At 65.6% G+C, this 25,621-nt stretch carries 12 protein-coding genes; 8 read left to right on the forward strand and 4 right to left on the reverse strand.

The window, feature by feature from the left end:
- Positions 1 to 16 precede the first annotated feature (16 nt).
- The gene (locus ACPFMA_RS10980; RefSeq protein WP_425930167.1) at positions 17 to 739 is read right to left on the reverse strand and encodes a GntR family transcriptional regulator; all 723 of its coding nucleotides are present in this window, start codon (positions 737 to 739) and stop codon (positions 17 to 19) included.
- A gap of 619 nt (positions 740 to 1,358) precedes the next feature.
- Here ACPFMA_RS10980 and ACPFMA_RS10985 point away from each other — a divergent pair.
- From ACPFMA_RS10985 to ACPFMA_RS11005, 5 genes are all read left to right on the forward strand, one after another.
- A complete protein-coding gene (locus ACPFMA_RS10985) occupies positions 1,359 to 2,210 on the forward strand; it encodes a glycine betaine ABC transporter substrate-binding protein (protein WP_064304444.1) in 852 nt (283 codons plus the stop codon).
- A 107-nt stretch (positions 2,211 to 2,317) separates the two neighbouring features.
- On the forward strand, positions 2,318 to 3,415 hold the full coding sequence (locus ACPFMA_RS10990; protein WP_425930168.1) for a quaternary amine ABC transporter ATP-binding protein: 1,098 nt from the start codon (positions 2,318 to 2,320) through the stop codon (positions 3,413 to 3,415).
- A complete protein-coding gene (locus ACPFMA_RS10995) occupies positions 3,412 to 4,269 on the forward strand; it encodes an ABC transporter permease (protein WP_425930169.1) in 858 nt (285 codons plus the stop codon). The genes ACPFMA_RS10990 and ACPFMA_RS10995 overlap by 4 nt, the downstream gene beginning before the upstream one ends.
- Positions 4,259 to 5,107 (forward strand): ABC transporter permease, encoded by an 849-nt coding sequence (locus ACPFMA_RS11000; RefSeq protein WP_425930170.1) that lies wholly within the window; start codon positions 4,259 to 4,261, stop codon positions 5,105 to 5,107. The genes ACPFMA_RS10995 and ACPFMA_RS11000 overlap by 11 nt, the downstream gene beginning before the upstream one ends.
- Before the next feature lie 149 nt (positions 5,108 to 5,256).
- Entirely contained in the window at positions 5,257 to 6,267 is a 1,011-nt protein-coding gene (locus tag ACPFMA_RS11005) for a GlxA family transcriptional regulator (RefSeq protein ID WP_279900189.1), read from the forward strand.
- 108 nt (positions 6,268 to 6,375) lie between these two features.
- On the opposite strand, the gene ydiJ is transcribed toward ACPFMA_RS11005, so the two are convergent.
- Positions 6,376 to 9,390, reverse strand: coding sequence for a D-2-hydroxyglutarate dehydrogenase YdiJ (gene ydiJ, locus ACPFMA_RS11010; protein WP_425930171.1), 3,015 nt, complete (start codon positions 9,388 to 9,390; stop codon positions 6,376 to 6,378).
- A 150-nt stretch (positions 9,391 to 9,540) separates the two neighbouring features.
- Between ydiJ and ACPFMA_RS11015 the strand changes: the two genes are divergently transcribed.
- From ACPFMA_RS11015 to ACPFMA_RS11025, 3 genes are all read left to right on the forward strand, one after another.
- Positions 9,541 to 10,446, forward strand: coding sequence for a LysR substrate-binding domain-containing protein (locus ACPFMA_RS11015; RefSeq protein WP_064303451.1), 906 nt, complete (start codon positions 9,541 to 9,543; stop codon positions 10,444 to 10,446).
- 203 nt (positions 10,447 to 10,649) lie between these two features.
- The gene (locus tag ACPFMA_RS11020; RefSeq protein WP_425930172.1) at positions 10,650 to 11,687 is read left to right on the forward strand and encodes an AAA family ATPase; all 1,038 of its coding nucleotides are present in this window, start codon (positions 10,650 to 10,652) and stop codon (positions 11,685 to 11,687) included.
- A 1-nt stretch (position 11,688) separates the two neighbouring features.
- Positions 11,689 to 12,198, forward strand: coding sequence for a hypothetical protein (locus tag ACPFMA_RS11025; RefSeq protein ID WP_064303453.1), 510 nt, complete (start codon positions 11,689 to 11,691; stop codon positions 12,196 to 12,198).
- Positions 12,199 to 12,253: 55 nt separating this feature from the next.
- On the opposite strand, the gene ACPFMA_RS11030 is transcribed toward ACPFMA_RS11025, so the two are convergent.
- Positions 12,254 to 24,097, reverse strand: a complete 11,844-nt coding sequence (locus tag ACPFMA_RS11030; RefSeq protein ID WP_425930173.1) for a hypothetical protein — start codon at positions 24,095 to 24,097, stop codon at positions 12,254 to 12,256.
- On the reverse strand, positions 24,098 to 25,615 hold the full coding sequence (locus ACPFMA_RS11035; protein ID WP_064303455.1) for a hypothetical protein: 1,518 nt from the start codon (positions 25,613 to 25,615) through the stop codon (positions 24,098 to 24,100). It lies immediately after the preceding gene.
- Between the last annotated feature and the right edge of the window lie 6 nt (positions 25,616 to 25,621).

Raw genomic sequence — 25,621 nt, forward strand, 5'->3', positions numbered from 1 at the left:
CATGCTCCGGGGCCTTTCAAAGCGCGAGCGATACCTCCATGCCTTCCGGTGCGGCGTATTCCGCCATGCGCCGGCGCGACAGTTCCATATGCTCGCGAATCAGTTGTCCCGCTGCCTCGGCGTCATGGCGGGCAATGGCCTCGATGATCAGGTCGTGCTGGTCGCAGGCCAGTTCGAGGTCCTTCTGCATGTCCACGGTGGTCGGGTGGCGGTAGAAAATCTTGCCCAGTCGCGCATGGTCGATCAGTACACGGCGCAGGCTCGGCATCAGGTAATCGTTGCGCGCCATCTTGCCGATCTCGAGATGGAACTCGTCGTTGTAGATGACGCGGTTTTCCACGTGCTGTTCCTGGATCGCCTGGCGGAACAGGGCCTGGATCCGGCGCAGCTCTTCGATTTCGCTCGCGGTGGCGCGGGTCGCTGCCAGTTGCGTGGTGGCGATGTACACCAGCGGTGCGGCAAGGAAGAACGCCCGCAGCGACTCATGACTCATGGCCGCGACCCGCGGGGCGCGGTTGGCTTCCAGCTCGATGTAGCCTTCGGCGGCGATCTGGCGCAGCAGCTCGCGCACTGGCGGCCGGGACAGACCGAATTCATCGCACAACGCCAGTTCATCCACCACCGCTCCGGGCGCCAGCTCCATGCTCAGGATGCGCCGGCGCAGCGCTTCGGCGAGAAGCGCCTTGCGATCCGGGGAGGCATCGGCAGGGGTGGAGGAGACAGCCGCGGTGGCTTTCATGGGAGCCTTTTTTGTACTCATCAGGTTGTGTCTACAATTTGTATAACGACTATAGGGGAGGATTAGACAATGTGTCTACAGATATTTCGATGAGCGGTTTCCCTGCTTATCTGGGTATCTGTGACAGGGTCTGACCCCGGTTTTGTGCTGTGCTTTCGGGCCTCTCGATGGCAAGCCAGCTCCCACAGGTACGGTGTACGCCGGTCCTCGTGGGAGCTGGCTTGCCAGCGATGAGGCCATGACAGGCGATCCGAGTGCCAGGTCTCTATGGCATCCACGAGACACACTCTTATCAAATCCCGCCACCGCCATATCCACCCGCGACAGCTTTTTCCTTGGCTCTACTAGCCTGAGAGCCCTGAAAACACTGGGGAAAATAGCATTTTTTATGAATTCTTTTTGAATTCCATGGGTATACACAAAGAATACAATTCCGTTGACCGTCTCTTGAGCCCGTGCGAATCTCGCCCCAAGGCCAGTGTTCGCGGGGCTTTAGCTCTTTGCCAGGCCTTGTCGGGCGCCAGAAAACCCCCGCCAGAAAGTTGTGCAAGAAAACCAAGAACAAGCAACGGACGTGGCAATGCGTCCGGCCAGCACCACAACCCAGGAGACGACAACAATGAAACTCTTCCGCAAAGCGCTCTGTACCCTCGCCATGGTCGGTCTTACGGTGTTCCAGGCCCAGGCCGAGGAAAAGACCATCACCATGGGCACCCTGTCGTGGGAAGACCTTACCCCGATCACCACCGTCACCAGGAAAGTCCTCGAGGACGCCGGCTACACCGTCAAGGTGACCAACTTTTCCGAATGGGGCATCGCCTACGCCGCCCTGGGCAAGGGGGACATCCAGTTGCTGGCCTCGCAGATCGACTACGCCGCCCAGGACTACTGGAAGAAGAACAAGAACCGCCTGGAAAAGATCTCTCCGGTTTCCCACGGCCTCTACCAGGCCATCGCCGTACCGAAGTACGTGACCATCGACTCGCTGGAAGAGCTCAATGCCAACGCCGACAAGTTCGGCAACAAGATCGTCGGCATCGAGCCGGGTTCGGGCCTGATGAGCGATGCGGCCAAGGCCGTGACCGACTACGGCCTCAAGCTCAACCTCCTGGAAGGCAGTACCGCCGCCATGACCGCTGCCCTCAAGTCCGCCGTGGATCGCAAGGAGTGGATCGCGGTGACCACCTGGGAACCGTCGTGGATGAGCCAGAAGTTCGACGTGAAGTTCCTCAAGGACCCGAAAGGCTCCTTCGCCCCGCCACAGGGCTACTACTGGATCGGCCAGAAGGGCTTTTCCGCCGCCTACCCGCAAGCGCGTGAGCTGATCGCCGGGGTTTACCTGCCGCTGGCCGACATCACCGCTATCAACGGCGAAATGAAGGATGGCAAGACGGTGGAACAGGCCGTGCAGGACTGGGCCACGAAAAACGCCGACCTCGTGAACCGCTGGGAAAACATCAAAAAATACTGATTTCGAAGTCCCGCGTTGTTCGGGGCTGTACCCGGGCAACGCCTTTACCACTGCCGAACTGAACGTAATAAAAAAGCCAACCAGATTCCTGGTTCGACGGGTGCGAGATGAACACAGCAAGCGAAGTAGCTGAAGACGTATTGGTAGAGTGCCAATCGGTCTGGAAGATTTTTGGCAAGAACGCCGATACCGCCATGCGTGCTTATAAAGAGCGTGGTTTGTCGAAGAAACAGATTCTTCAGGACCATGGCTGTGTTGTCGGCGTCTCGAACGTCAGCCTCAAGGTCAGACGGGGTGAGATCTATTGCATCATGGGCTTGTCCGGCAGCGGCAAGTCGACCCTGATCCGTATGTTCAACCGCCTGATCGATCCGACCTCCGGGCAGATCCTGATCAAGGGCAAGGATCTTGCCAGCCTCGATAAGGGGGCCTTGCGCGAAACCCGCGCGCGGCACATCGGCATGGTATTCCAGAGCGTGGCCTTGCTACCGCATCGCACGGTGCTGGAAAACGCCGCCTTCGGCCTGGAGGTGCGCGGCATCTCGAAAGCCGAACGGTACAAGGTGGCCGGGCAGGCCTTGGCGAAAGTAGGTTTGAGCGACTGGGCGCAACGCTACCCGGACGAACTGTCCGGTGGCATGCAGCAGCGCGTCGGCCTGGCCCGGGCCATCACTTCGGACCCGGAAGTGATCCTGATGGATGAACCCTTCAGCGCCCTCGACCCGCTGATCCGTCGCCAGTTGCAGGATGAGTTTCGCCAACTGACCAAGTCCCTCGGCAAGTCCGCCGTGTTCATTACCCACGACCTGGAAGAGGCCATCCGCATCGGCGACCGCATCGCCATCATGAAGGACGGGGTGATCATCCAGGAGGGTACCGCCGAAGACATCGTGCTCAACCCCGCCGATGACTATGTGGCGGAGTTCGTCGCCGGGATTTCCCGTTTGCACCTGGTCAAGGCGCATTCGATCATGTCGCCGGCCGCGGCGCATCCGTATCTCAGTCCCGGTCTTCTGCCGAGTGCCGGTCCGCAAGCCGACCTCGATGCCCTGATCAACCTGATGATCAGCTCCGGCGGCGATGCCTTGACGGTGGCGGAGGGCGGCCAGGTCCTCGGCGTGATCACCCAGCAGGACCTGCTGCGTGGCGTGCAGGGTGCGCCGGCCGCAGAACATGCCGCTGCGCAGCCGGAGCACGCACTATGAGCCCCGGGGAATTCGCTGCAGCCTTCGACGACGTCGTCGATGCCCGGCTGGAGTGGCTGTCGGACAACGGCGCCTGGTTTTTCGACGGCCTCAACGATGTGCTGCACGCCGGTTACCAGGCGATCTACAGCGGCCTGACCCTGCTGCCGTTCTGGGTGCTGATCCTGGCCTTCGGCGCGCTCGGCTGGCGCCTGACCGCCAGCTGGCGCTTCGCCCTCGGGGCCATGCTCGGGCTGCTGCTATGCGTGGCCATGGGCCTGTGGCCACAGACCATGAGCACCCTGGCGCTGGTATTGTCGGCGACCAGCATGGCCCTGATCATCGGCATCCCGCTGGGCGTCGCGGCCGGCCTGATGCCGTCCCTGGACCGGGTCAGCGAACCGGTGCTGGACCTGATCCAGACCTTGCCGCCCTATATCTATCTGCTACCAGCCATTGCCTTGCTCGGCTACGGCCCGGGCACAGCGCTGCTGGCCACCTTCATCGTTGCCATACCGCCGGTGGTGCGCCTGACCTCGCTGGGCATCCGCATGACGCCCAGGGTCTTCATCGAACTGGGCCAGGCCAGCGGTACCACGGGGTGGCAGCAGTTCTTCAAGATCCGCCTGCCGTTTGCCCTGCCGAGCATCATGGCCGGGGTCAACCAGGGCCTGATGATGGCCTTCGGCATGGTGGTGATCGCCGGTATCGTCGGTTCCGGAGGACTGGGTGAAGTGATCTACGGCGCGATCCGCACCCTGGATATCGCCATGTCGATCAACGCCGCCATCGCCATCGTCATTCTTACCCTGATCCTTGACCGCATGGCCCAGAGCGCCAGCCGTCCCGGCCGGAGGGCTGCCCATGAATCCTGATATCACGTTCTCTCCAGGCGCCTGGCTGGCACCATCGGTCGACTGGCTCAACGCCAACCTGCACGGTCTGTTCGCCCTGATCAGCCGCTTTATCGAAACCGTCCTCGGCGGTATCGAAGGCGTGCTGCTGGCGATCCCGCCCTACGGCATGATCGCCCTGGTGGCGGTGGCGGCGTTCTTCCTGGTCAACCTGCGGGCGGCGATCCTGGCTGTGGTGATGCTTGGCTTCTGCCTGATCTCCGGGTTCTGGGTGGCGTCGATGCAGACCATCTCCCTGGTGACGGTAGCCGTGCTGATCTCGGTGACGGTGGCGTTCCCGATCGGCGTCGCGGCCTCGCGGATCAAGCGCCTGGACGCGGTGCTCAGCCCGCTCCTCAACGTCATGCAGACCGTGCCGCCGTGGGTCTACCTGATTCCAGCGGTGATGGTCTTCAGCCTGGGCAAGGTCCCGGCGATCCTCGCCACCATCATCTATGGCATCCCGCCGATGCTGCGCCTGACCACCCTGGCGTTCAACCAGGTGCCCCGTGACCTGCTGGAACTGGGCAAGGCCATGGGCGCGCCGCCCCGGGCGATCCTGCTGAAGATCGAGTTGCCCACGGCCATGCCGACGCTGTTGGTGGGCTTGAACCAGTGCATCCTGCTGTCCCTGGCCATGGTGGTGCTGGCCGGGCTGGTGGGGGCGGGCGGGCTTGGTGCGGAAGTGACCCGCGGCCTGACCCGGATGGAAATGGGCCTCGGCCTGCGTGCGGGCCTGGCCATCGTTGCCGTGGCCCTGTTGCTGGACCGTCTCTCTCGTGGAGCCTTGCAAGGCCGCAGGAATCAGGCAGCAACATAAATCAGAAATTCCGAAGGAACGTTGGACACCTCCGCGCCGGCGTGCATCATTCGACGATGCATGCCGGCGTAGCGGTTTCAGCGCTTCGGATTCCCAGAACACTATCGGAAGACACCAACGTGGTCGAAAGAAGGCATTTCAGCGATGCCATGCAGGGCTCGAACCTGCGCTTCACCGGCGAAAAGCAGGCGCCGGGCGGGCAGGGCAGGGTCGGTTTCATCCTGCTCGAACATTTCTCCTTGCCGGCCTTCACCCAGGCCCTGGATACGGTGGTCACTGCCAACCTGATCCAGGCGGCGTCCTTTACCTACCGTACCTTCACCCTGGATGGCGGCTCGCGGGTCAGCGACCTGGGGCTGGTGATCTGCCCGGATGCGCCACTCGATGCCGCTGCGCTGGACGACCTTGACCTGCTGGTGGTGTGCGGCGGCTTGCGCACCGTGTTGCGGCCGATCCCGGAGCTCAACCAGATCCTGCACAAGGCGGCGGAAAAGCATGTGGCCCTGGGCGCGTTGTGGAATGGCGCCTGGTTCCTCGGCCAGGCCGGGCTGCTGGATGGCTACCGTTGCGCCGTGCACCCGGAGCACCGTGGCGCGGTGGCGGAAATCGCCAAGGACAGCCAGGTCACCAGCGAAAGCTACATGGTCGACCGCGACCGCCTGACCGCTGCCAGTCCGTCGGGCGGTTTCCATCTGGTGCTGGAGTGGATCAACAGCCGCTGCGGGCGCGGGCTGGTGGATGCGGTGGTGGATATCCTCGCCTTCGAGGAATCGCGCTATCGCCGGGCCCGTCCGACCCTGCACGAGAAGATGAGCGAGCCTTTGCGCGAAGCCATCAACCTGATGAGCGCGAACATCGAGGAACCCTTGAGCCAGGATCAACTGGCCCACTATGTGGGACGTTCCAAGCGGCAGATCGGGCGCTTGTTCATGAGCCAGCTCGGTACCACCCCGGTGCGCTATTACCTGGAACTGCGCATCACCGAAAGCCGGCGCCTGTTGCAGCATTCCGACCTGCAACTGATCGACGTGGCGCTGGCCTGCGGTTTCGTCTCACCGAGCCATTTCAGCAAGTGCTACACCTCGTTCTATGGCTATGGGCCGTCGAAGGAGATTCGCTATGGCCTGGTGAAGGGCGGGAAGGCGAAGAAGGCCGAGTGATGTGTGGTGACTGAGCCGGCCTCATCGCTGGCAAGCCAGCTCCCACAGGGTACGCGGTGTCAGCGATGAGGTCCTGAAGAACACCCGGGAGCTCCAGGGCCTGCCTAATCAGCCGATCACGGCCTGCAACACCACCTCCAGCGGATGCCGCAGCTTGCGGTCGGCCATGCGCTTGACCTGGCTGCGGCACGAATAGCCGGTCGCCAGCGGCTCGCCGTCCTTGTCCAGCTTGCCCGCCCAGGACTGTTCGAAGATGGTCTTCGAGGTCTCCTGGTTGCGCGCCTCATGCCCGTAGGTGCCGGACATGCCGCAGCAGCCGGTAGCCTCGGTCACCAGCTTCAGGCCCAGCCGTGAGAACACCTGCTCCCATTGCCGGGTACTGGCCGGCACGTTGGTTTTCTCGGTGCAGTGCGCCAGCAGGCGGAAGCTGCCGCCCTTGCCGGTGCCTTGCTCCGGCAGCACATCCATCAACCATTCCTGCGGCAACAGCACGTTCGGGCTGCCTTCCAGGCCCGGCACCTTCTGGTATTCCTGGCGATAGACCAGGGTCATCGCCGGATCCAGTCCTACCAGTGGCACGCCGCAATCGGCCAGGGCCTTGAGCTGGGTGCCATTGCGCACTGCCGCCTTGGCGAAGGCGCCGAGGAAGCCCTGCACATGCAACGGCTTGCCGTTGGCGCTGTACGGGGCGAGGAAGATCTTGTGCCCCAGGCGATGCGCCAGGTCGATGAAGGCCGCCAGCAGCGGCGTTTCGAAGTAGCGGGTGAAGGCATCCTGGACCAGCACGATGCTGCGCTCGCGCTGCGCCGGGGTCAGTTCGCGCAGTGCCGGCACGCTGGCGGCACGTACGCCGCAGCGTTTCAGCGTGGCCTGGAAGTTGAAACGGCTGATCAGCGGGCTGTCGACCATGCCGATACGGTCCGCCAGCAGACCACTGACGAACTTCGACCCCATCACCGCGTTGTACAGACCCGGTGCATGGGCCAGGTACGGGATGGTGAATTCCAGCGAACCGATCAGGTAGTCGCGCAGCGGGCGCTGGTAGCGGTTGTGGTACAGCTCGAGGAAGCGCGAACGGAAGTCCGGCACGTTGACCTTGATCGGGCACTGCCCGGCGCAGGATTTGCACGCCAGGCAGCCGGCCATGGCGTCGTAGACTTCATGGGAGAAGTCGGCCTGGCCCTGCTGCTGTGCGCGCACATTGCGCAGGCGCCCGGGCAGGCCCTTGAGCCAGGAAACCCTATTCGGCGCGAGCACATCGATGTTCGCCGCTCCCTGCAGGCGCAGCCATTCGCGGATCAGCGAGGCGCGGCCCTTGGGCGAGTGCTGGCGCTGGCGGGTGGCTTTCCACGACGGGCACATGGCGTCGTCGGGGTCGTAGTTGTAGCAGGCGCCGTTGCCGTTGCAGTGCACGGCGCTGCCGAAGCTCTGCCACACGCGCTCGTCGATCTGCCGGTCATGCTCGCCGCGCAGCGGCGCTTCGTTGACCTTGATCAGGCCTTCGGCACTGTCCGGCGGGGTGCAGATCTTGCCCGGGTTGAGCTGGTTGTGCGGGTCGAATGCGCCCTTAAGGCGTTGCAGCGCCGGGTACAGTTCGCCGAAATAGGCCGGTACGTACTCCGAACGCAGGCCCTTGCCGTGCTCGCCCCAGAGCAGGCCGCCATAACGCTGGGTGAGGGCGGCGACCGCGTCGGAGATCGGCTTGACCAGCGCGGCCTGGGCCGGGTCCTTCATGTCCAGCGCCGGGCGCACGTGCAGCACGCCGGCATCGACATGGCCGAACATGCCGTAGGTCAGGCCATGGCCGTCGAGCAGGGCGCGGAACTCGGCGATATAGTCGGCCAGTTGCTCCGGTGGTACCGCGGTGTCCTCGACGAACGGCTGCGGACGCACTTCGCCCTCGACGTTGCCGAGCAAGCCCACCGAGCGCTTGCGCATGGTGTAGACCTTGGTCACCGCCGCCGAACCTTCGGCCAGGGTGTGGCCCAGGCGCTCGACACTGGTGTCCTGTTGCAGGTGCTCGATGAAGGCTGCGACCCGGGCGTTGACCTCGTCCGGCTGGTCGCCGCAGAACTCCACCAGGTTGATGCCCAGGGTCGGCTTGGCCGGGTCGGCCGGGAAGTATTCGGCGACGCTGTGCCAGACGATGTCCTGCATCGCCAGCATCAGCACCCGCGAGTCCACCGTCTCGATCGACAGCGGCTTGTGCGCCATCAGCGCATTGGCGTCGCGCAGGGCGTCCATGAAGCTGGTGTAGCGCACGTTGACCAGCACCGCGTACTTCGGGATCGGCAGCACGTTGAGCTTGGCTTCCACCACATAGCCCAGCGAGCCTTCGGCGCCGCACAGCACGCTGTTGAGGTTGAAGCGACCGTCGTCGTCGCGCAGGTGGGCCAGGTCGTAGCCGGTCAGGCAGCGGTTGAGCTTGGGGAAGGTGCTTTCGATCAGATCGCCCTGGGTTTCCTGGATCTCCCGGGCCATGCGGTACACCTCGCCGACCCGGCCGGGCAGGGCGCAGGCGGCGTCGAGGGTGGCGTCATCCACCGGCAGGCTGTGCAGGCGCTCGCCGCCGAGCAGCACGCTGTGCAGTTCCAGCACGTGGTCGCGGGTCTTGCCGTAGGTGCAACTGCCCTGGCCGCTGGCATCGGTATTGATCATGCCGCCGATGGTGGCGCGGTTGGAGGTGGACAGCTCCGGCGCGAAGAACAGCCCGTGGGGCTTGAGCGCGGCATTGAGCTGGTCCTTGACCACCCCGGCCTGGACCCGCACCCAGCGCTCCTCGACGTTGATTTCGAGGATCTGGTTCATATGCCGCGACAGATCGACGACGATGCCGTCGGTCAGCGACTGGCCGTTGGTCCCGGTGCCGCCGCCGCGCGGGGTCAGCTTGACCTGGCGAAAGCGTGGTTCGGCCATCAGCGCGGCGACCTTCGCCACGTCATCGGCATCCAGCGGGAACACCGCGGCCTGGGGCAGGCGCTGGTAGATCGAGTTGTCGGTGGCAAGCACGGTGCGGGTGCCGTAGTCGGTGCTGAACTGGCCGCGGAAACCGCTGGCGCGCAGGGCATCGAGGAAGGCGGCGTAGTCGGTGGCGGGAGCGCTCACCGGCAATTGGGCGATCATCAAGGGATGGCCTCGTTTATATGGGCTAATCATGGATACCTGAGCGCAGGGTATGGTCTTGGCTCGCCCAGGTAGTGGATGATGCAATGATTCCGCAGTGTCGCGCCGGACACAAACGGATAATGGCGCAGCCTTTGATGAGTTTTATGAATGAATTACCGCAACCTAACCCCCTCGATGTCGCTGCTGCTGGCCTTCGAGGCCGCCGCCCGGCATGAAAGCTACACCCGCGCCGCCGAGGAACTGTCCCTGACCCAGAGCGCGGTCAGCCGCCAGGTGCAGACCCTGGAGCAGCAACTGGGCGTGCTGCTGTTCCGCCGCGAGGGGCGTACGGTCAAGCTCACCGAGGTGGGCCGCCTGTACCAGCGCGAAATCAGCGAGGCCCTGGGGCGCATTCGCAGTGCCACCCTGCATGCGATCGCCCACCAGGACGGCGGCGGCAGCCTGCGCCTGGCGACCTTGCCGACCTTCGGTTCGAAATGGCTGCTTCCGCGGCTGCACGAGTTCTACCGCCGCCATCCCGAGGTGCTGGTGCATATCAACTCGCGGATCGAGCCGGTGGACTTCGCCACCAGCGGTATCGATGCGGCGATCGTCGTCGCCACCGGCGACCAGCCGGGCCTGGTCTGTCACCGCCTGCATGCCGAGGAACTGGTGGTGATCCTGTCGCCGGCCCTGGCGGCCTCGCGCGCCGAATGGACGCCCCGGGACATCAGCCGGCAGACCCTGCTCAGCGTCGCCAACAATCCCAACGCCTGGGGCGACTGGTTCACCCACCATGGCGTCGCCCACCAGGCCATGCGCCTGGGCCCGAGCTTCGAACTGACTTCGCACCTGATCCAGGCGGTGCGCGCGGACATCGGCATCGGCCTGGTGCCGCGGATCCTGATCAGCGATGAACTGGCCGAGGGCACCCTGGTCAGCCCGGTACTGCCCTATGCCAGTGCCCGCGGCTACTACCTGGTGTACCCGCCGAGAAACCGCGCGTTGCCGGCGCTGGAGGCGTTTCGGGGATGGTTGCTCGACGAGTCGGACCTGCGTTCGGCCAATGAATGATGCACCCAGGCGCGGGGTATCTCCTGATCTTCGTGCTGAAGTACCATGTCGCACTTTATGGAATGCCGGAAAGGCGCCCGCCTTGACAGCCCCGGACTGCCTGCAATCATCAATCAGGCATCGTCATCCGGGTTGAATGTTCAAAGGTTGCTGGGCCAGTTCGCTGCGGCGAAATGGGCAAGAGAAACTGCAAGGGCCTTCTTATGTTGAAACGCGTCGAGATAAACAACTTTGGCCCTTTGCCAAATGAAGTATTCAAATTTGCCGCCGGTCTTAATGTGATCGTTGGCGAAAACGGTTGTGGCAAGAGCCAGCTGTTGAAATTGCTTTACAGCCTTCTGAAGGTTCAGGCAGATACCAAGGGGCTGACCAAGTCCGCATTGCAGAAGAACTGTGCCGATAAACTCGTGGGCGTCTTTCGACCTGATACGCTCGGTCGGCTTACCAAACGACGCCAGGGCAAGGGCAAATGCGAAGTATCGCTGATCATGCAGGATGAGAAAGAGAACCTTGCGATCAGCTTTTCCAGTCAGTCCAGCAGTTCCGTTCAGGTTGATGTCCATCCGGAAAATGGTCTTGAAAAATCCCCGGTCTACCTGCCGACCAGAGAACTGGTCACGCTGTGCCCGTGGTTTTTGCCGCTGTACGACAACTACCATCTGGAATTCGAAGAAAGCTGGCGCGACACGGTGTCCCTGCTGGGCAGTCCGACCTTGAAGGGGCCGCGGGAAAAGAAAGTCGCCGCGTTGGTCAAGCCGCTGGAAGAGATCATGGGTGGCAAGGTCGTCGTTGATCCTGCCAACGGCCGCTTCTATCTCCAGGTTCCGGGCGAGGGCAAGATGGAGATGCCCCTGGTCGCTGAAGGGCTGCGCAAGATCGCCATGCTGGCACGGCTGATCAGTACGGGCGTATTGCTGGAGCAAGGCTATCTTTTCTGGGACGAACCCGAAACCAACCTTAATCCCAAGCTGATCAAGGTCATCGCTGCCTGCATCCTGAATCTGTGTCAGCAAGGCATCCAGGTATTCGTTGCCAGTCATTCACTGTTTCTTTTGCGCGAACTTGAGATGCTCTCGGAACAACCGGAGTTCAAGAAGGTGAAACAACGCTACTTCTCGCTGAAGGCAGGAGAAGAAGGCATCGAGCTGGAACAGGGGAACTCGACGGATGATTTGCAGACGCTGGTTCTTCTGGATGAAGAGTTGAAGCAGTCCGATCGCTTCATGGCATTGGGGGACTGACATGACTGTTCTTCAAGAGGGACGTTTGAGGTTCAGTTTCCCGGCGGGCACCCTCGCCAGCAAGTATGACGACTGGGCGCACTATCGGCAGCAATTCAATAGCGCTTTCGGCGGTACCAAGGCGGTGGATCTGCTGGTTGCCGACGGCGAGGTCAGTTGGTTGATCGAGGTCAAGGACTACCGTCTCCATTCCAGAACCAAGCCTGTCGATCTGGCGGAGGAAGTTGCCCTGAAGGTTCGCGATACCCTTGCAGGTCTGGTGTCCGCCAAGTTCCAGAACCATGATCGCGATGCACGCGTGGTGGCACGAAAGGTGTTGGCCGGCAAGCGTCTGCGTATAGTGCTGCATCTGGAACAACCTGCCAGGCATACCAGGCTCCGCCCTCGCGCCATAGATCCGGCTGCGGTGAAAAAGAAGCTGCAGGGCCTTTTGAAAGCGCTCGATGCCCACCCCGCAGTTGTCGACCAACATAGTTTGAAGGCCGATATGCGCTGGAACGTCACGGGTTAGATCGTTGCATTGAAGAACCGTATTGCTGAGGGCACTACGGTTTTTTTAATGGCCGTCAATTCACCACCTCCAGCACCATCGGCAAATACAGATTCCCGATCACCAGCAACGGCCGCCGATCCTCCTCCAGCGATGAATACAGGGTCAGCGAGAACACCCACTCGCCGCCCTCGCGCTGTGGATTGGCCAGGTTGCGCCAGGTATCGACCGCCGTTTGCAGGTTGCCCGCGGTGCTGCTGTCGAGCGTCTGGTTGGGATACAGGTACACCGGCGTTTCCCCGACCAGGCCGTGGTTCGGGTCCAGCGGATCGGTGGCCAGTTCATAGGCATAGGCGACCCCGGCGGTGATGCTGAGCCCGCCATCCTGCGCGGCGCTGCCGAACAGGGTGTCGAACGCTGCCTGCAAGGCTGCGCTGACCGTGGTCGGCGCGCTCGCCAGCGGTACCCGCTGGTCCCAGCTGTTGAGCGGCGTGGCGATGCTGGCGGCCTCGACCCGGTCGGTCTGGAACACGAATGCCGGGTTGGTCGCGGGCCCGTCGGCCCCCAGCAGCTTCTGGTTGCGCTGGACCAGGATCGAGCCGGTCGCGTTCTGCCAGCGGGCTACGTTGAGCCCGGCGAAGACCAGGCTGAACGTCGGCCACGAGGCTGCCACGTGGGCATCAGCCGGTACCTGGTAGCGCGATTCGCTGGCCGAGATGCTTTCGCGCTCCAGCGCCACCATCAGGCCCGCCGCCGTCAATGCCCATACCTGCGGCCATTGCCCGTCCGGGCCGACCCCAGCGCTCAGCGCCGTCAGGCCGAGGCTGGCCACTTCACGGCTGCCCAGCGGTCCGTCGCGATCGGTGACCCGCGCCTGGAAACCGAAGGCGTCGGTGACCGGCGCCTGCAGCCGGGCATCCGCCACGCTGTCGACCAGGCGCACGTTCCAGCTGGTGGCAACGGCCGCGGCCAGGTCGCGCAGGGTGTTCGCCGCATTGCTCTGTACCGGGGTCAGCGCGCCGCTGTCGGGCAGGTCGCCGAGGATCTCCCAGAGGTTGTCGGCCACGGCGATATAGCGCGCCAGTTGCACGAACAGGTCCGCATCGCTGGCGGCCATGCGCAGGGTCTGGTCGGGCCTCAGGTTATAGCTCAGGGTGAGGCTGACATCGTCCTGCTCGGCATGTTCGTGGGAGTAGGTGAAGCGGTGATCCCACAGCGCCAGGTTGCCCAGGCTCACGTCGCTGTCCGCGCGCAGGGTACTCAGCGCCCGGCGGCTGCGCAGGCGCTGGCGCAGTTCGGCGTCCAGCGCGGTAGCGCTGGCACGTTGCTCGATGATGACCGGCAGCGCCGGGAAATCCCGCAGCGGGATCGGCACCGAGACTTCGCCCAGGTCGACGCTGACTGCCGTTGGCAGATTGCTGCCGCCCAGTGGCGGGACGAAGGTCAGCCACTGCGAGGCGGCGTAGCCGTCGGGCAGGCCGGCGCTGGTGATATTGCGCTCCAGGTCGGTGATGCCGAAGGCCATGTCGGCGGTCACCGCACGGTGGCTGGCCGGATCGGATTCGGTCAGCAGCAGGGTGATGAACGGCGAGAAGTCGGTCAGCCAGCATTTGCCCGCGCTCATGCTCCAGGAGCGTTCCTCGCCACCGCGGGTAACCTCGATGCCGCCGTACAGGTCTGCCGGCAGCAAGGTGGTGCCGGGATCCTGCCAGGCCGAGGTCACCTCGCGGTTCAGCTGTACCAGGGTCGAGGCGCTCCAGGCCCGGGACAGGCTGATGCCCAGTTGCTGTTGCAGGGTGATGGCCGCTGCGGCCTGCCCGGCGGCGGCCTGCGGGTCGCTGATTTCCAGCACCGGCTGCAGCCCTTCGGGAATGGCCCCGGCCAGTTGGCGCTTGACCGCCACCAGGTCGCCGAGGGTCTGGCGGGTGTCCGGGGTGCGGTACAGCGCGGCGACGTTGGCGGCGCCGAGGATGCGGTCGATGTCCGAGAGGAAGCGCCCGGCCCAGGGCTCTACGTCTATGCCCTGGAAGTCATGCTGGCTGCTGGCTTCGGACAGGGTGCCATCCGCCTTGAGCGCCTGCAGTGCCACGCCCTGGCGGCTGACCAGGCTCTTGTACAGCGGTGTCAGGGCAAAGTAGCGCGGCTGTGGCCCCGCTGCGCCGGGGACGCTGGTCGCTCCGGCGATGCTCAGGGCGCTGATGCCCGCGTCGCCGAAGTTCACCGCCCACAGGTCGCGGCTGTCCTCCAGGGCGCGGCCGGTGGCGATGCGCAACTCGGGCAGGGCCGCGCGCATGGCGGCGATAAAGGCGTTGAAGGCCAGGCCGCCACCCTGGTCCTGCGCCGCCGGCACCTGGGGCGCCGGGATCGGGCTGCTGCTGCGGGACACGCCGCCATCGTTGTTGGCCGCGAAGTCCGGGTTGATCAGCGCCGCTGGGCGACTCAGGGTCAGGCTCACATTGAGCGGGAAGGCCGGCCCCGGATAGGGCCCGGTGGCGCCGATCGGCAGGCGGACAAGGGCACCGGCCGGCGGCACCAGCGCCGGGGCGTCGGCAGCGAACAGCGGTTTGTCGGCGTTCGCCGGGGTTTCCACGATGTCCTGGGCGCTGACCTGCACCCCTGCCTCGGCAAAGCGCACGATCAGGCTGTTCAGGCAGTCGTTGGCCCGGGTCTCGACGCTGGCCTGGCCGTGTGGCGCGGTCAGGGTCACGCCGCTGGCGATCAGCTGCGGCGTACCGACGTTGGCCAGGGCGAAGGCCCCGGCACTGACGCCGAGCAGCCCGGCAATCGCCGACGGCGCGGTGGCCGTGGCGAACTGCGCCGCCGGGCAGACCAGCAGGGCACCGGTGTTCAGCGCCTGGGTGTCGTCGCCCATGCCCTCCAGCAGGTCCGCGAGGGTGGCCGCAGGTGCTTGCTGCTGCAACTGGCCGAGGGTCGTGGCGAGGCTCTGGCCGCCAGTGGCAGTGGTCAGGCTGTACGACTGGCCGCCGACGCTAATGTCCAGGGTTACGCCACCGGCCAGCACCACCGGCATCTCCAGGTTGGCCGTGGCCAGTTCCAGCGTGCTTTGGGCAAAGCGCGGGGCGATGCTGTCGAGGCTGTCGCCGTGCTGGATTGAATAGGGCACCCGTACCTGCACCATGTCGGCTGGCCAACTGACCCTGCCCGGCAGGGCGAAGGCGCCGTCGCCGGGCACGGCGAGGTCCGGGTTGGCACCCAGCAGCAGTTCCGCCGGGCAGGCATGGGCATCGGCGAACTGGTGCAGGGTCTGTGCGCCATCGGCGCTGATCCCGGCGCCGCCGTTGAAATCGCCCAGGTAGAGCAGGGCGCCCATCTCGAACAGATTGACCGTACTGGTGTTCAGCGCCGCCAGGGCCGCCTGGTCCAGGCCGCTGCCGTTATGCGCCAGGCTGTCGTCGCTGCCTGCAACCCAGGCCGTGCTGGAAATCAGCTGGCTGGCCTGGAAGATCGCCGGCAGTGCCGGGTGGCTTTGTCCCAGGTCGTTGACGCTGATATTCACCCCGAGGCCGGCGAAGGCCATGCATACCTGTTGCAGCGAGCGGACCGGCGTCGGCGCATCGGCCTCGGTCACCGTGACCGACACCATTTCCGCCTCGGACACCGCCACCGAGAAGGTGATGCCCGGGGTCAGGATGGTCAGGCTGGCGTTATCCCCGGCCAGCAGGCCCGGCAGGGTGCCGAGGGCATTGGCCAGGGCCGCCAGGCTGGCGCTGCCGTCGCCGGTATCGCGGGTGAGCGGCGGCGAGACCTTGAGCACCGCGCCGCTGCGCAGTGGCAGGTCGCCATTCTGCGGTGCGGCGAGCAGGGCTTCGGCGCTGATGCTCGGCCAGCCGTCGGGGCGGACCATGGCGGTGATGCTCTGCGCCGTGTCGTTCTCGGCGAACAGGGCATAGGCCGGGACCTTGAGCCGGGCGTCGACACCGAACAGCGCCTGCATCGGCACTTGCGCGTTGGCCAGGGCCATTTCCGCGTAGCGCAGGCTGTAGTCCTCGGCCAGGGAGGCGAGGGTGGCTCCTGCCGGGGCACGGGCGGCGCCCAGTTGCGCGGCACTGGCGCTGAACGCCTGGGACGCGGCGGCGAAGCGCCACAACGGCGCTTGCTCGATGCCGTGGGCGGCGCTGGTATCAAGGCTGGTTTCCACCGCCGCGTCCAGCGGCTGACCGAGCTGGTAATAGGCCTTGGCATAGGCTTCGGCCTGGCGCCCGGCGCTTTGCGCGGCGGCATCGCCGGGTTGGCTGGGCGACGGCATCACCGTGGCCGGGCGGGCTTCCAGGCTGATGCTCAGGGTGACCCCGGCTCCACTGGCCGAGACGGTCCAGGCGCTGACCATGGCCGGCCAGTCGCCGACCCCCAGCAGCGGGTCGGTGTAGCCGCTGGGCAGGCTGACCTGGCCCTGGCCGGCAGGATTGGCCCCGGTCTGGTTGCCGAGGATGTCCTGGAAGTTCAGCACCACGGCCGCCGCAGGCAGGCTCTCGGCCCAGCCGAAGCCGCGGTAGGGATCGTCGTCCGGGTTTGGCAGACCGGGCACGCGGGGCAGTGGCGACGGCGTGGCGAAGCGGTACAGCGGTAGAATCTGCTCGTACAGCCAGTACGGATCGGCTTCCTCGGCCAGGCGCTGGTCACGCAGCACGCCACGGCGCACCAGGCGCTGGCGCTTCCAGGCGGGCGGCGCGTCCTTCTCCACCGGCGTGGGTGGTGCGGGCATACCCGAGGCCGGCATGGCGAAGGGCGCGCCCGCGCTCGCGGGAATCTGCGTGCCGAGCAGGCTGAACAACCGGCGGGCCTGCAGTTCGGCGCTGTTCCCGGCGTCTTCCGCTGGCGCTTCCAGGGTCAGGTTGAAGCCGACGCTGCCGGCCGGTACCAGGGCCTGCAGGATCATGTCTTCTTCGTTGTGGTCCTCGGCATACAGGGTGCCGATGGTCGCATCCAGCCCCGGCGCCACCAGGGCGCAGGTATTGAACGGCAGCAGGCTGCGGCCTTGTGCTGCGGCGCCTTGCTGGGTGCCGGCGATCACCAGCAGGTCGATGCTGGCCACGCCATTGGCGTCCACGGCGCTGGCCGGCAGGCCCTTGTCCAGGCCGAGGGTGTAGCCGGTGCCGCCGACCACGCTGCCTTCCCAGAGCAGGGTGACAAAGCGTTCCAGTTCGTCGAGCGAGGCGGCCGGTGCCGGATTGCCGTCCCGGGCCAGGCCGTTGACCCGGCCAAGCCTGAGGTCGGGCGCGTGCGGCACGCTTTCCGTGGACAGGTTGGCCTGGATCAGCCAGGTTTGCGCCGGGGTGCTGTCGAGCACGCTGACCCCGGCGGCATTGCCGGCATTCGGTGCCGGCAGGGCCAGCACCCTGACCACCGTGCCGCTGCCTTCTCCGGCCGCCAGCCAGCCGCGCAGGGCCAGCAGGGTCGGGCGCTCGGCCTCGTCCACCCCTTGCAGGGCGAACAGGGTCAGGGCGTCGTTGATCTGCTTGATCGCCACCGGGATGCGGCAGGCCCAGGTGGCATTTGCCACGACCAGGGCATCGCGACCGGCGCTGGCCCCTTCGGCGGTGGTCAGCAGGTCGTAGGCCACGCTGGAACCGGCCAGGGCCTTGGCCCGCAGGTCTGCCGGCAGCGGCCAGAGGGTCGGCTGGGCGCCCACGGGTGGCGCGTCCATGCCCGGAATGGGCAGGGCCACCGGGGTTTGCAGCTCGATGCGCTGGGTCAGGCCGTAGGCTCTCGGCGAAAGGCCGGCCAGGGGCATGGCCGCAGGCGACTTGACCACCGGCAGGGTGAGACTGGCGGCCGGCCCCATAGCGATGATCTGCGCGTTGCTGTAGCGGTAGTTCAGGCTTTGCACCACGTCGGTGGGCACGGCCATGCCGGCGGGGATATCACTGCGCGCGAGGAAGCGGCTGTTCACCTGTGCATTCGCACCCGAGGTGGTGCTGTCCACCAGGCTGATCCAACTGCACTGGGCGGTCAGGGTCATGTCCAGCGCCGGTTCATCGGCCTTGTCCGGCGCGGTGTCCACCACCAGGTCGAATTGCTGGCCGGTAAGGTCGTAGAGCGGGGTGGGTTGCTGCGGGTCGGCGATGGCATGGCCCTGGGCGTCGGTCACCGGTTTCGGTGCACGCAGGCCGGCCATCAGCGAGCGCGAGCCCTGGTTGACGATGCGCGGCAGCGCTGCACTACCGAGTAGTTGCGCGAGCAACTGGTCCACGCGGATCACCGGCACCTGGGTCACGCTCAGCACGGTATCGATGGCGTACAGGCCGGCCAGGTTCTCCAGGCGCACGGCGGCATCGGCGATTGCCAGGCCATAGGTGTCGGCCAGCAGGGTGAAGCTCAGGGCCTCGCCCTCAATGGCCTTGGCCACGGCATTCGGCACCGGCACCAGGGCCAGGGGCGCCAGGAAGGTGGCCGGTCCGGCCCAGGCCATGATGTCGGCCCAGGCGTAGTTCCAGGTACCTACCGCCGGGTCGTCGCTGGCCGTCCAGCTGACATCCAGCAGCAGGCGCCGGGCCAGGGCATCGAGGCTTTCCCCGGCGCGGGCGTACAGGCCGGTGGTGGCCGGCAGCCCGTAGGTGTTGGCGGCAGGGCTGGTTACGGCAGCGAGGAAGGATTGCCAGTCCGCGGCCTCTGCCGGCGACAGCTGGGGATAGACCTGGACCAGGGCCAGGGTCGCGGCGATCCGGTCGAGGGTGTCGCCGGGTTGGGTGCTGTAGTCGCTGGTCGGCTGCACGGCGTTGAAGCCTTGCGGCACCTTGAGCACCTGCCCTGGCGGCAATTCCTGGCTGTTGACCGTGAGATCGTCGCGGGTCAGCCGGGCGATCAGTTCGGCGTTGCCATCGAATACCGCCTGGGCGTACCAGTCGGCCGGCAGCAGTCGTGGCTGGCGATAGCGTACATAGGCGGTAGCGGCGGCAAGCAGCTGGCTGGACGGGCCATTGCTCCAGGTTCGCGGCGGCAGGTCGAACGGCGCTGCCGGATCGAGCAGTTCGCTGGATTGGCCCAGGCCGGCGCCGTCGGCCTCGAACAGTTGGCTGCTGCCGTCGAGGTTGAACAGGCTGGCGATCGCATCCAGGGTTTCGCCGCTGGCGGCCTGGTGCAGCAGGGTACCCAGGTCGACGCTGTCGAGGGCGAAGGCCTGGCTGGCGTTGTCCTCGGCCAGCACCTGCGGGGCGATCCCGAGCTTCACCGGCACACGGCTGCCCACCGCCGCGGTGTCCAGCTGGCGTTGCAGACCGGGATTGAGGAACAGCAGCTCGGCGCTGCTGGCGCCCAGGGCCAGGGCCACGCTTTCCACGGTATCCCCGGCGCGTACTGGATAGTCGATGGTGGCGCTGGCAAAGGTGGCCGCCAGTTGCGCCAGGGACTGGCCCTTGCCGCTGCCATCGTCGTCGACGCCAAGCGTGGTACTGGCCAGCAGGTCCCCGGCTTCCTGCACCGCAGCCTTGGCCAGCATCAGGCAGTAGTCGCGGAAAATGAAGGTCGGGAACGACTCGTAGCTGGCCGGGTCGTCCACGGCCGGGCGCGGCCCGCTGGCGCCGCCCACCGGCAGGTACTGGCCCATGTAGCGGGCCAGGTCCCACTCGTACCAGGGCCCGACCGGATTGACCTCGGCGAAATTCAGCGTGCCACCCGGCGTACCGCTGCGGGTCAGGCCCGGTGGCAGCGGTGCGACCATGCCGCCGACCTCGGTCACTGCGCCCGGGTCGGCGCCCAGCAACAGGTGCAGGTTGGTGGCGAACAGGGTGTCCAGGTTGCTCCAGGCAAACGCGGCGTCGGCGCTTTGCGGATCGTCGAGAACCGCAGCCAGCAGGGCCAGTTGGCCGGCGGTCAGGCTATCGGTTGCGCTGCGCGGGCCATCGGGAATGGCGTACAGCGCATAGAGCAGCACGGTGCGCACCCACAGGTCCGGGGTCAGGCTGGCGGTGTCCTCGGCGCTGGCGGCCAGGGCGTGGTGCGACGCCGAGCGCCGGGCTTCGGCGCGGGCGTTGGGAGCCAGCGGATCGACCCCGGAATTGGCGCAGAGGATGAAGGCGGCCCGGTAGTTCGGCGACGGGTCTGCCTCGGCCGGGCCGTTCCAGGACACCGGCAGCTCGCCGATGGAAATACTTGGCAGCAGGTACAGCAGAGCGCTGCGTGGCTGGCCGTCCGGCCACTGGCTGCGGCTCGGGTTCCAGTCCCAGTCGCTGTCTTCGATCTGCGCCAGGGCATTGGCCAGGCGCTTGCGCTGCACGACCTGGTACAGGTGCTGGGCGCCGAGCACTTGCAGGCGTTGCGTGCGATTGCGCCGCGCCCGCGGGCCCTGGCCGCCGGACAGGCTGCCGGCGCGGCCCGGCGCGGCCAGCAGGCGAGCGTCCTGGAAACCCTTGGGATCGCCGCCCGGTGCGACGATCCAGGGCGTCTGCTGCACCGAGCCGAGGGTGAAGGACAGTTCCAGGGACACATGGAAGCTGAAGGAAATCTTGATGAACAGGATCTTCACCTTGGCCTCGGCACGCACCGAAACCTTGAGGTCGAACTGCGTCGGCCGGTAGCACTCGAACAGCGCGCTGACCTGGGCATAGGCTTCCAGGCTGACCGACACCTTGATCACCTTGAAATCCACGTAGCCGTAGACCTTGCCGTGCAGCGCGGCGATGCCCAGCGCGCGGAAATACTGGGCCGATGGCAGCCCGGCGCTGGACGGATTGAACCAGCCAAGCACGCCCTGGAAGATCACCTGCACCTCGACATAGGCCCCGCCGCCGAGGATCCCGGCACGGATCTCCTTGCCCACCCCCACCGCCAGGCCGATGCCCAGTTCCAGCACCGGCGAGAAGGTGCCGTTGCTGATGCGCGGCACCTGGCTCGAGGTGACGCCATCGAGCAGGCCGAAATACACCCCGCCGCGGCCGATGAACACGTAGGCCTGGACCGAGAACGAGCGGCTGAAGTCCTGGTTGCAGGGGAAGCCCAGGTCCACCTTGAAGTTGCCGTTGGTGTAGACCTCGATCACCACCGTGCCGAGGGTCAGCGACGCGATGCCGATCTGGAAGGTCCGGAAGGCATCGGGCAGGCGCAGTTCGACGCGGAACATGCCGACGTCATCGGAAATCTTCTTGTACAGGATCTCGAAGCGCAGCCCGGCGAGGCTGCCGGCCTTCTCGCCATTGAGGCCCACCGACAGGCCATAGAGGATCGGGTCGTTGAACAGGAAACCGAGGTCCAGGGTATTGCCCATCAGGCCGATGTCCAGGCCGATCAGCCATTGGCTGTCGGCGGAGAAGGCGATGCCGCTGCCGCCGGTGGTGGGCAGGTTGTTCGGGTTCTCCACCGGCTGCATGAACTGCTTGAGCAGGGCCAGGTTGCCGGCCACGGTATCCACCGGGTTCTGCAGGCGTATGCGCTGGCCGATGCCGAGGTAGCGCAGTTCCACCAGGGCCGAGCCGGTGCCGGGTACCGCTGGCGGCGGGTCATTGACCACGTCCCAGGCCAGCGCATCGTCGCCGGTAAAGGATTTGCCCAGCAGCGAGCCTTCGAGGATCAGCTCGACCTTGCCGGCCCCGGCGCGGGTGTAGCGCACGCCGATCGCCGAGAGGCTGCCGAAGCCGAGGTCGACCTTGGCCTTGTAGACGAACTCGACCACATTGTTGGTCGGGTCGAGGGTGAAGACGAAGCTGGACAGCTCGATGCGCTTGAGCACGTCCCACGGCGCGTCCAGGGTGAAGCCCAGGGTCGGCGCGGCCAGGTTGACCAGGTATTCGAGCATGTCGCCCAGGGTGGTGCCGCCCAGTTGTACCGAGACCACCTGGTGCCGTGGATTGCTGGTGCTGTCCTTGTCGCCGCGCCAGGCGGTGATGGCCTGGACCCAGATCGTATCGACGTACACCTTGAGCAGGTAGGTCGGTTCCTCGACACCCACGTCCATGCCCACTTCGACGCCGATGCGGTTGATCGAGAACTCGCCGCTCAGGCGGCCGGAGGCGGGCTTGTCCGCCGCGGCGCTGCCATCCCGGGCGATATCGATGCTGGCGGCCGCCGAGATCTTCAGTTCGGTGCCGAACAGCGTCGGGGTCCAGCGCATGGAAATGGTGCCGCCCAGCTCGTAGGATTTGTCGCCGGTGGAGAACCTGACGTCTAGGCGATCCACCATCAGCACCGGTACCGAGCCGGAGGCCTTGCCCAGGCCGAGGAACTGCGCGACAAGGTCGGTGAGGTTGATGCTGGTGCCCTGGTAGAGATGGCCCTCGAAAACCCAGCCCCGTGGCGTCGCCGGATCCTGTACCGGGTAGCTGGCAGCCAGCATCAGGCGCGGGCTTTCATAGTCGTCGGCCGCCGCATCCGGGTAGAAGGAGAAGATCCCCGACAGGCCGCCACCGACCTGGCCATTCTGCACAGCGATCCAGAAATCGACCTGTTGCAGGACCAGCTCGATCACCACCAGGTCCACGCTCCAGCCCTGGCGCAGGTCCGGCAGGCCGGTTGCAGGGTCGAGGAACACCACGGTGGTGCTGGCGTTGTAGGTCTGGTTCAGCGGATCGGCGAAGAATCCCAATGCCGACACCACCGCGCTGCTCAGGCCTCCTGCGCTGGGGCCGGGGGCACCGAAGTAATAGGTGAAGGCCTGGCCGATGGGAATGTAGTCGCCCGCGCGCATGTTGCCCTGGATGAACAGGTCGGGCAGCGCCACGGCAATATCCACATCGACCTTGTCTTGTGGGGCCTGGCCGCCGAAGCGCAACGAGCCGCTGATCGAACCGGAAACGCTGCTGACGCTTTTCCCCGCGCTGTCCTTGCTCCAGCCCCAGGTCCAGCGGGTGCCGACATTGTGCAGGGTGACGAAGGGCACCGGTGGCGTCCATTGCTGGTCCGAACCGATGGACACCACAAGGAAGTTCAGGGTCGGCAGCACGCCGTTGTCGGGGGCGCTGAAGTACAGCTCCACGGAGCGGAACCTGAAGGTTTCCAGCAGCGGGAAATTGTCCGGCAGAGGCAGTGCCGGCAGGCCGAAGATGGTGGTCAATTGCGCCATGCCGCGCACCACCGAGGCGTGCGCGGGGTCGAAGGTCGCAGTCATGTGCCACTGCGGGCCGGAGGTGAGGATCTGCGTGGTGACCGTGGCCACCAGGGCGTCGGATCCGCTGCCGAGGATGACCGTACCGGTCAGGTTGGCGACCGAGAAATCGCTGCGATCCCAGATCGCTTCATCGAGATCGTCGCGCACCAGCAGCTCCATGCCCAGCTCGCGCAGGCTCAGGCCAGCCGGGCCGCCCAGGGTTCCGCCGTTGGCGGCGATGGGCACATTGGCCGAACTGGCGGTCACGGCGCGCAGGGTCATGACTGCAATGCCGGTCCAGCTTGCGGGCATCGTCAGGGTGCCGCTCAAGGCCAGCGGCCAGGGTGCCAGCAGGTCGGCGAAACGCTCGAACACGGGTGACTCAAGAAGGGCGCCGGAGAGCGTAAGACTGCTGTCCGGAATGCTGTCGGCACGGAACACCGGGGTGTTCAGCCCCAGCGTCAAGAGAAAGGAGGGGCCCCAAAGGACCGCGCTGTCCTCGTTCTGCACCCGTTCGCTGTCGGGCAGGCTGGCCGGATTGAAAAAGCCTGCGAAGGTCCAGCCCGGTTCGGTCAGCGCCATGGACAACTGGAATATCCCGTCGCTCCCGTCCTGCTCGGTGTACAGCAGCGTCAGCCAGGCGGCGAAGCGCATGCCCTGGGGATCACCGGGCTGCCCGTAGCGCCCGTTGCCGTTGAGTGTCACCCGGTCCAGGCCCTGGCTGATGGTAGCGGCGCTGACCACATAGCTGCCGGACAAGCCGAAGCGTTGCAGAACGCCACGCAGCCCCGGCAGGCCGGGGTCGGCCGATACCGCCCAGAGATCGATGGTCTGCGCCGCAGTGATGGCGGCCTTGAGAATCGCGTAGGTCGAGGATAGGGACATTTATCGGCGACCTCCGCTGCGCGAGCCCGGGGTCCCGAGCCTTGGTGCAAGACGCTGGGCGTGGGCCGGGGCGCGGGCCTTGCCGGGCGCCGCTGGTTGCGCTTGCACGCGGGCGGTCGGCTGCGGCGCGACGGTCTGCGCTGGCGATGCGGCCTCGGGCAGCCCTTCGCGATGAACGAAGCTGAACGACTCCAGCAGTTGCGCGGGCGTGAGCTTTTCCAGCGACTTGTCCTTGGGCAGTCGGTTGCTGGATACCCCGCGAAAGTCGATCAGAAACCCGATGCTCTGGGGCAACAGGGTGTAGATCCAGTTCATGCCCGGGGCGAAGGCGAACTTGTCACTGTAGGGGGGCGTGCCGAATGCCGTGAACGGGGCATAGGCGACCATCGGTGACGACACCACCGAGCTGTCGTAATAGCGCGTCGAGTAGAGGTTCTGGGTGGTCAGGAAGGTGCGCATGCCGATCTGGTTATAGTTCGTGGCGTCCAGTGCATAGTCGATGTAGGCGGTGGTGAAGTGGCGGTCGTTGCCGACCAGCGGGTCGCTCCACCAGGTCTTGCTGGTGTCGGCGTAACGCAGGAACAACTGGCTGGTTTCCAGGGACGGGTGTCCGTAGTTGCTGCCGGTATCGGCGCTGGCAACCACTGTCTTGCCCGACATCAGCTGGGCGTAGGTCGCCACCACGCTGCGGGCTTCCTCGCTGATCGGCTTGGTTTTCGACGGCAGGCCGAAGGTGGTCTTGCGGCTGCCATGGTGCGGCAGCAACGTCATGTAGACGTTCTGCCCGGTACCGGTGACCAGGCAGTTGATGTACTGGAAGGTCGGAAAGGTGGCATCGCCGCCGATGATGGCGGTGGTCATCTGGCCACCTGCTTCTACGCCCACCACCAGCACCAGGCTCTTGGAATTGGCCTGGTCGCCGTTGGGCTTGTCGGAGATCTTGTCCTCCGAGGTTCCGACTGCCTCGCCATTGAAGGGGGCGTTGGCAGCGACCAGAAACACCAGGTAATCGTCACCGCCCCAGAGCTTGCCGACGCCGCCGGTGGTCAGGACACTGCTTGCACCGACCGGGAAGCCCTTGACGTCCTCGTCAGGGTTGGCGGTCCGGGCCTTGATCAGGGTGAGCAGGTTCTCGCTTTTCTTGCTGACCGTGGCGGTGTCGGCGTACCAGCTGTAGCGGCCGCCGTAGCGGCAAAGCCCGATGGTCATGTCCGGAAGCAGGCGCAGCAGGCCCTGCAAAGGATCCTTGCCGCTCTCGCTGCCGAAGAACATGTTGATATGGTCGCCATCCTTGTGGGAGATGAACACGGCGTCGATCCGGCCGTTGGGCGACTCCCGCAGCAGCGCCATTTTCTTCAGGAATTCGAGCGTGGACGGGCCTGCGACATCGCGTTTACCCAGCGAGCCCAGGTCGAACAGGGCCAGTGCGGTGACCCCGCCGTCGGCGTCATAGACGACGAAAAGCGTCGACATGCCTTGCCCGACGTCCAGGGAGTAGAGGCGAAAATGGCTGCTCATCGGGGT

Source organism: Pseudomonas sp. NyZ201 (genome assembly GCF_049860765.1).
Taxonomy (GTDB): Bacteria; Pseudomonadota; Gammaproteobacteria; order Pseudomonadales; family Pseudomonadaceae; genus Aquipseudomonas; species Aquipseudomonas bharatica.

Bases quoted from the DNA above. Each gene is read 5' to 3' on its own strand.
- ACPFMA_RS10980 (WP_425930167.1), bottom strand. From the start codon at position 739: ATGAAAGCCACCGCGGCTGTCTCCTCCACCCCTGCCGATGCCTCCCCG.
- ACPFMA_RS10985 (WP_064304444.1), top strand. From the start codon at position 1,359: ATGAAACTCTTCCGCAAAGCGCTCTGTACCCTCGCCATGGTCGGTCTT.
- ACPFMA_RS10990 (WP_425930168.1), top strand. From the start codon at position 2,318: ATGAACACAGCAAGCGAAGTAGCTGAAGACGTATTGGTAGAGTGCCAA.
- ACPFMA_RS10995 (WP_425930169.1), top strand. From the start codon at position 3,412: ATGAGCCCCGGGGAATTCGCTGCAGCCTTCGACGACGTCGTCGATGCC.
- ACPFMA_RS11000 (WP_425930170.1), top strand. From the start codon at position 4,259: ATGAATCCTGATATCACGTTCTCTCCAGGCGCCTGGCTGGCACCATCG.
- ACPFMA_RS11005 (WP_279900189.1), top strand. From the start codon at position 5,257: ATGCAGGGCTCGAACCTGCGCTTCACCGGCGAAAAGCAGGCGCCGGGC.
- ydiJ (WP_425930171.1), bottom strand. From the start codon at position 9,390: ATGATCGCCCAATTGCCGGTGAGCGCTCCCGCCACCGACTACGCCGCC.
- ACPFMA_RS11015 (WP_064303451.1), top strand. From the start codon at position 9,541: ATGAATTACCGCAACCTAACCCCCTCGATGTCGCTGCTGCTGGCCTTC.
- ACPFMA_RS11020 (WP_425930172.1), top strand. From the start codon at position 10,650: ATGTTGAAACGCGTCGAGATAAACAACTTTGGCCCTTTGCCAAATGAA.
- ACPFMA_RS11025 (WP_064303453.1), top strand. From the start codon at position 11,689: ATGACTGTTCTTCAAGAGGGACGTTTGAGGTTCAGTTTCCCGGCGGGC.
- ACPFMA_RS11030 (WP_425930173.1), bottom strand. From the start codon at position 24,097: ATGTCCCTATCCTCGACCTACGCGATTCTCAAGGCCGCCATCACTGCG.
- ACPFMA_RS11035 (WP_064303455.1), bottom strand. From the start codon at position 25,615: ATGAGCAGCCATTTTCGCCTCTACTCCCTGGACGTCGGGCAAGGCATG.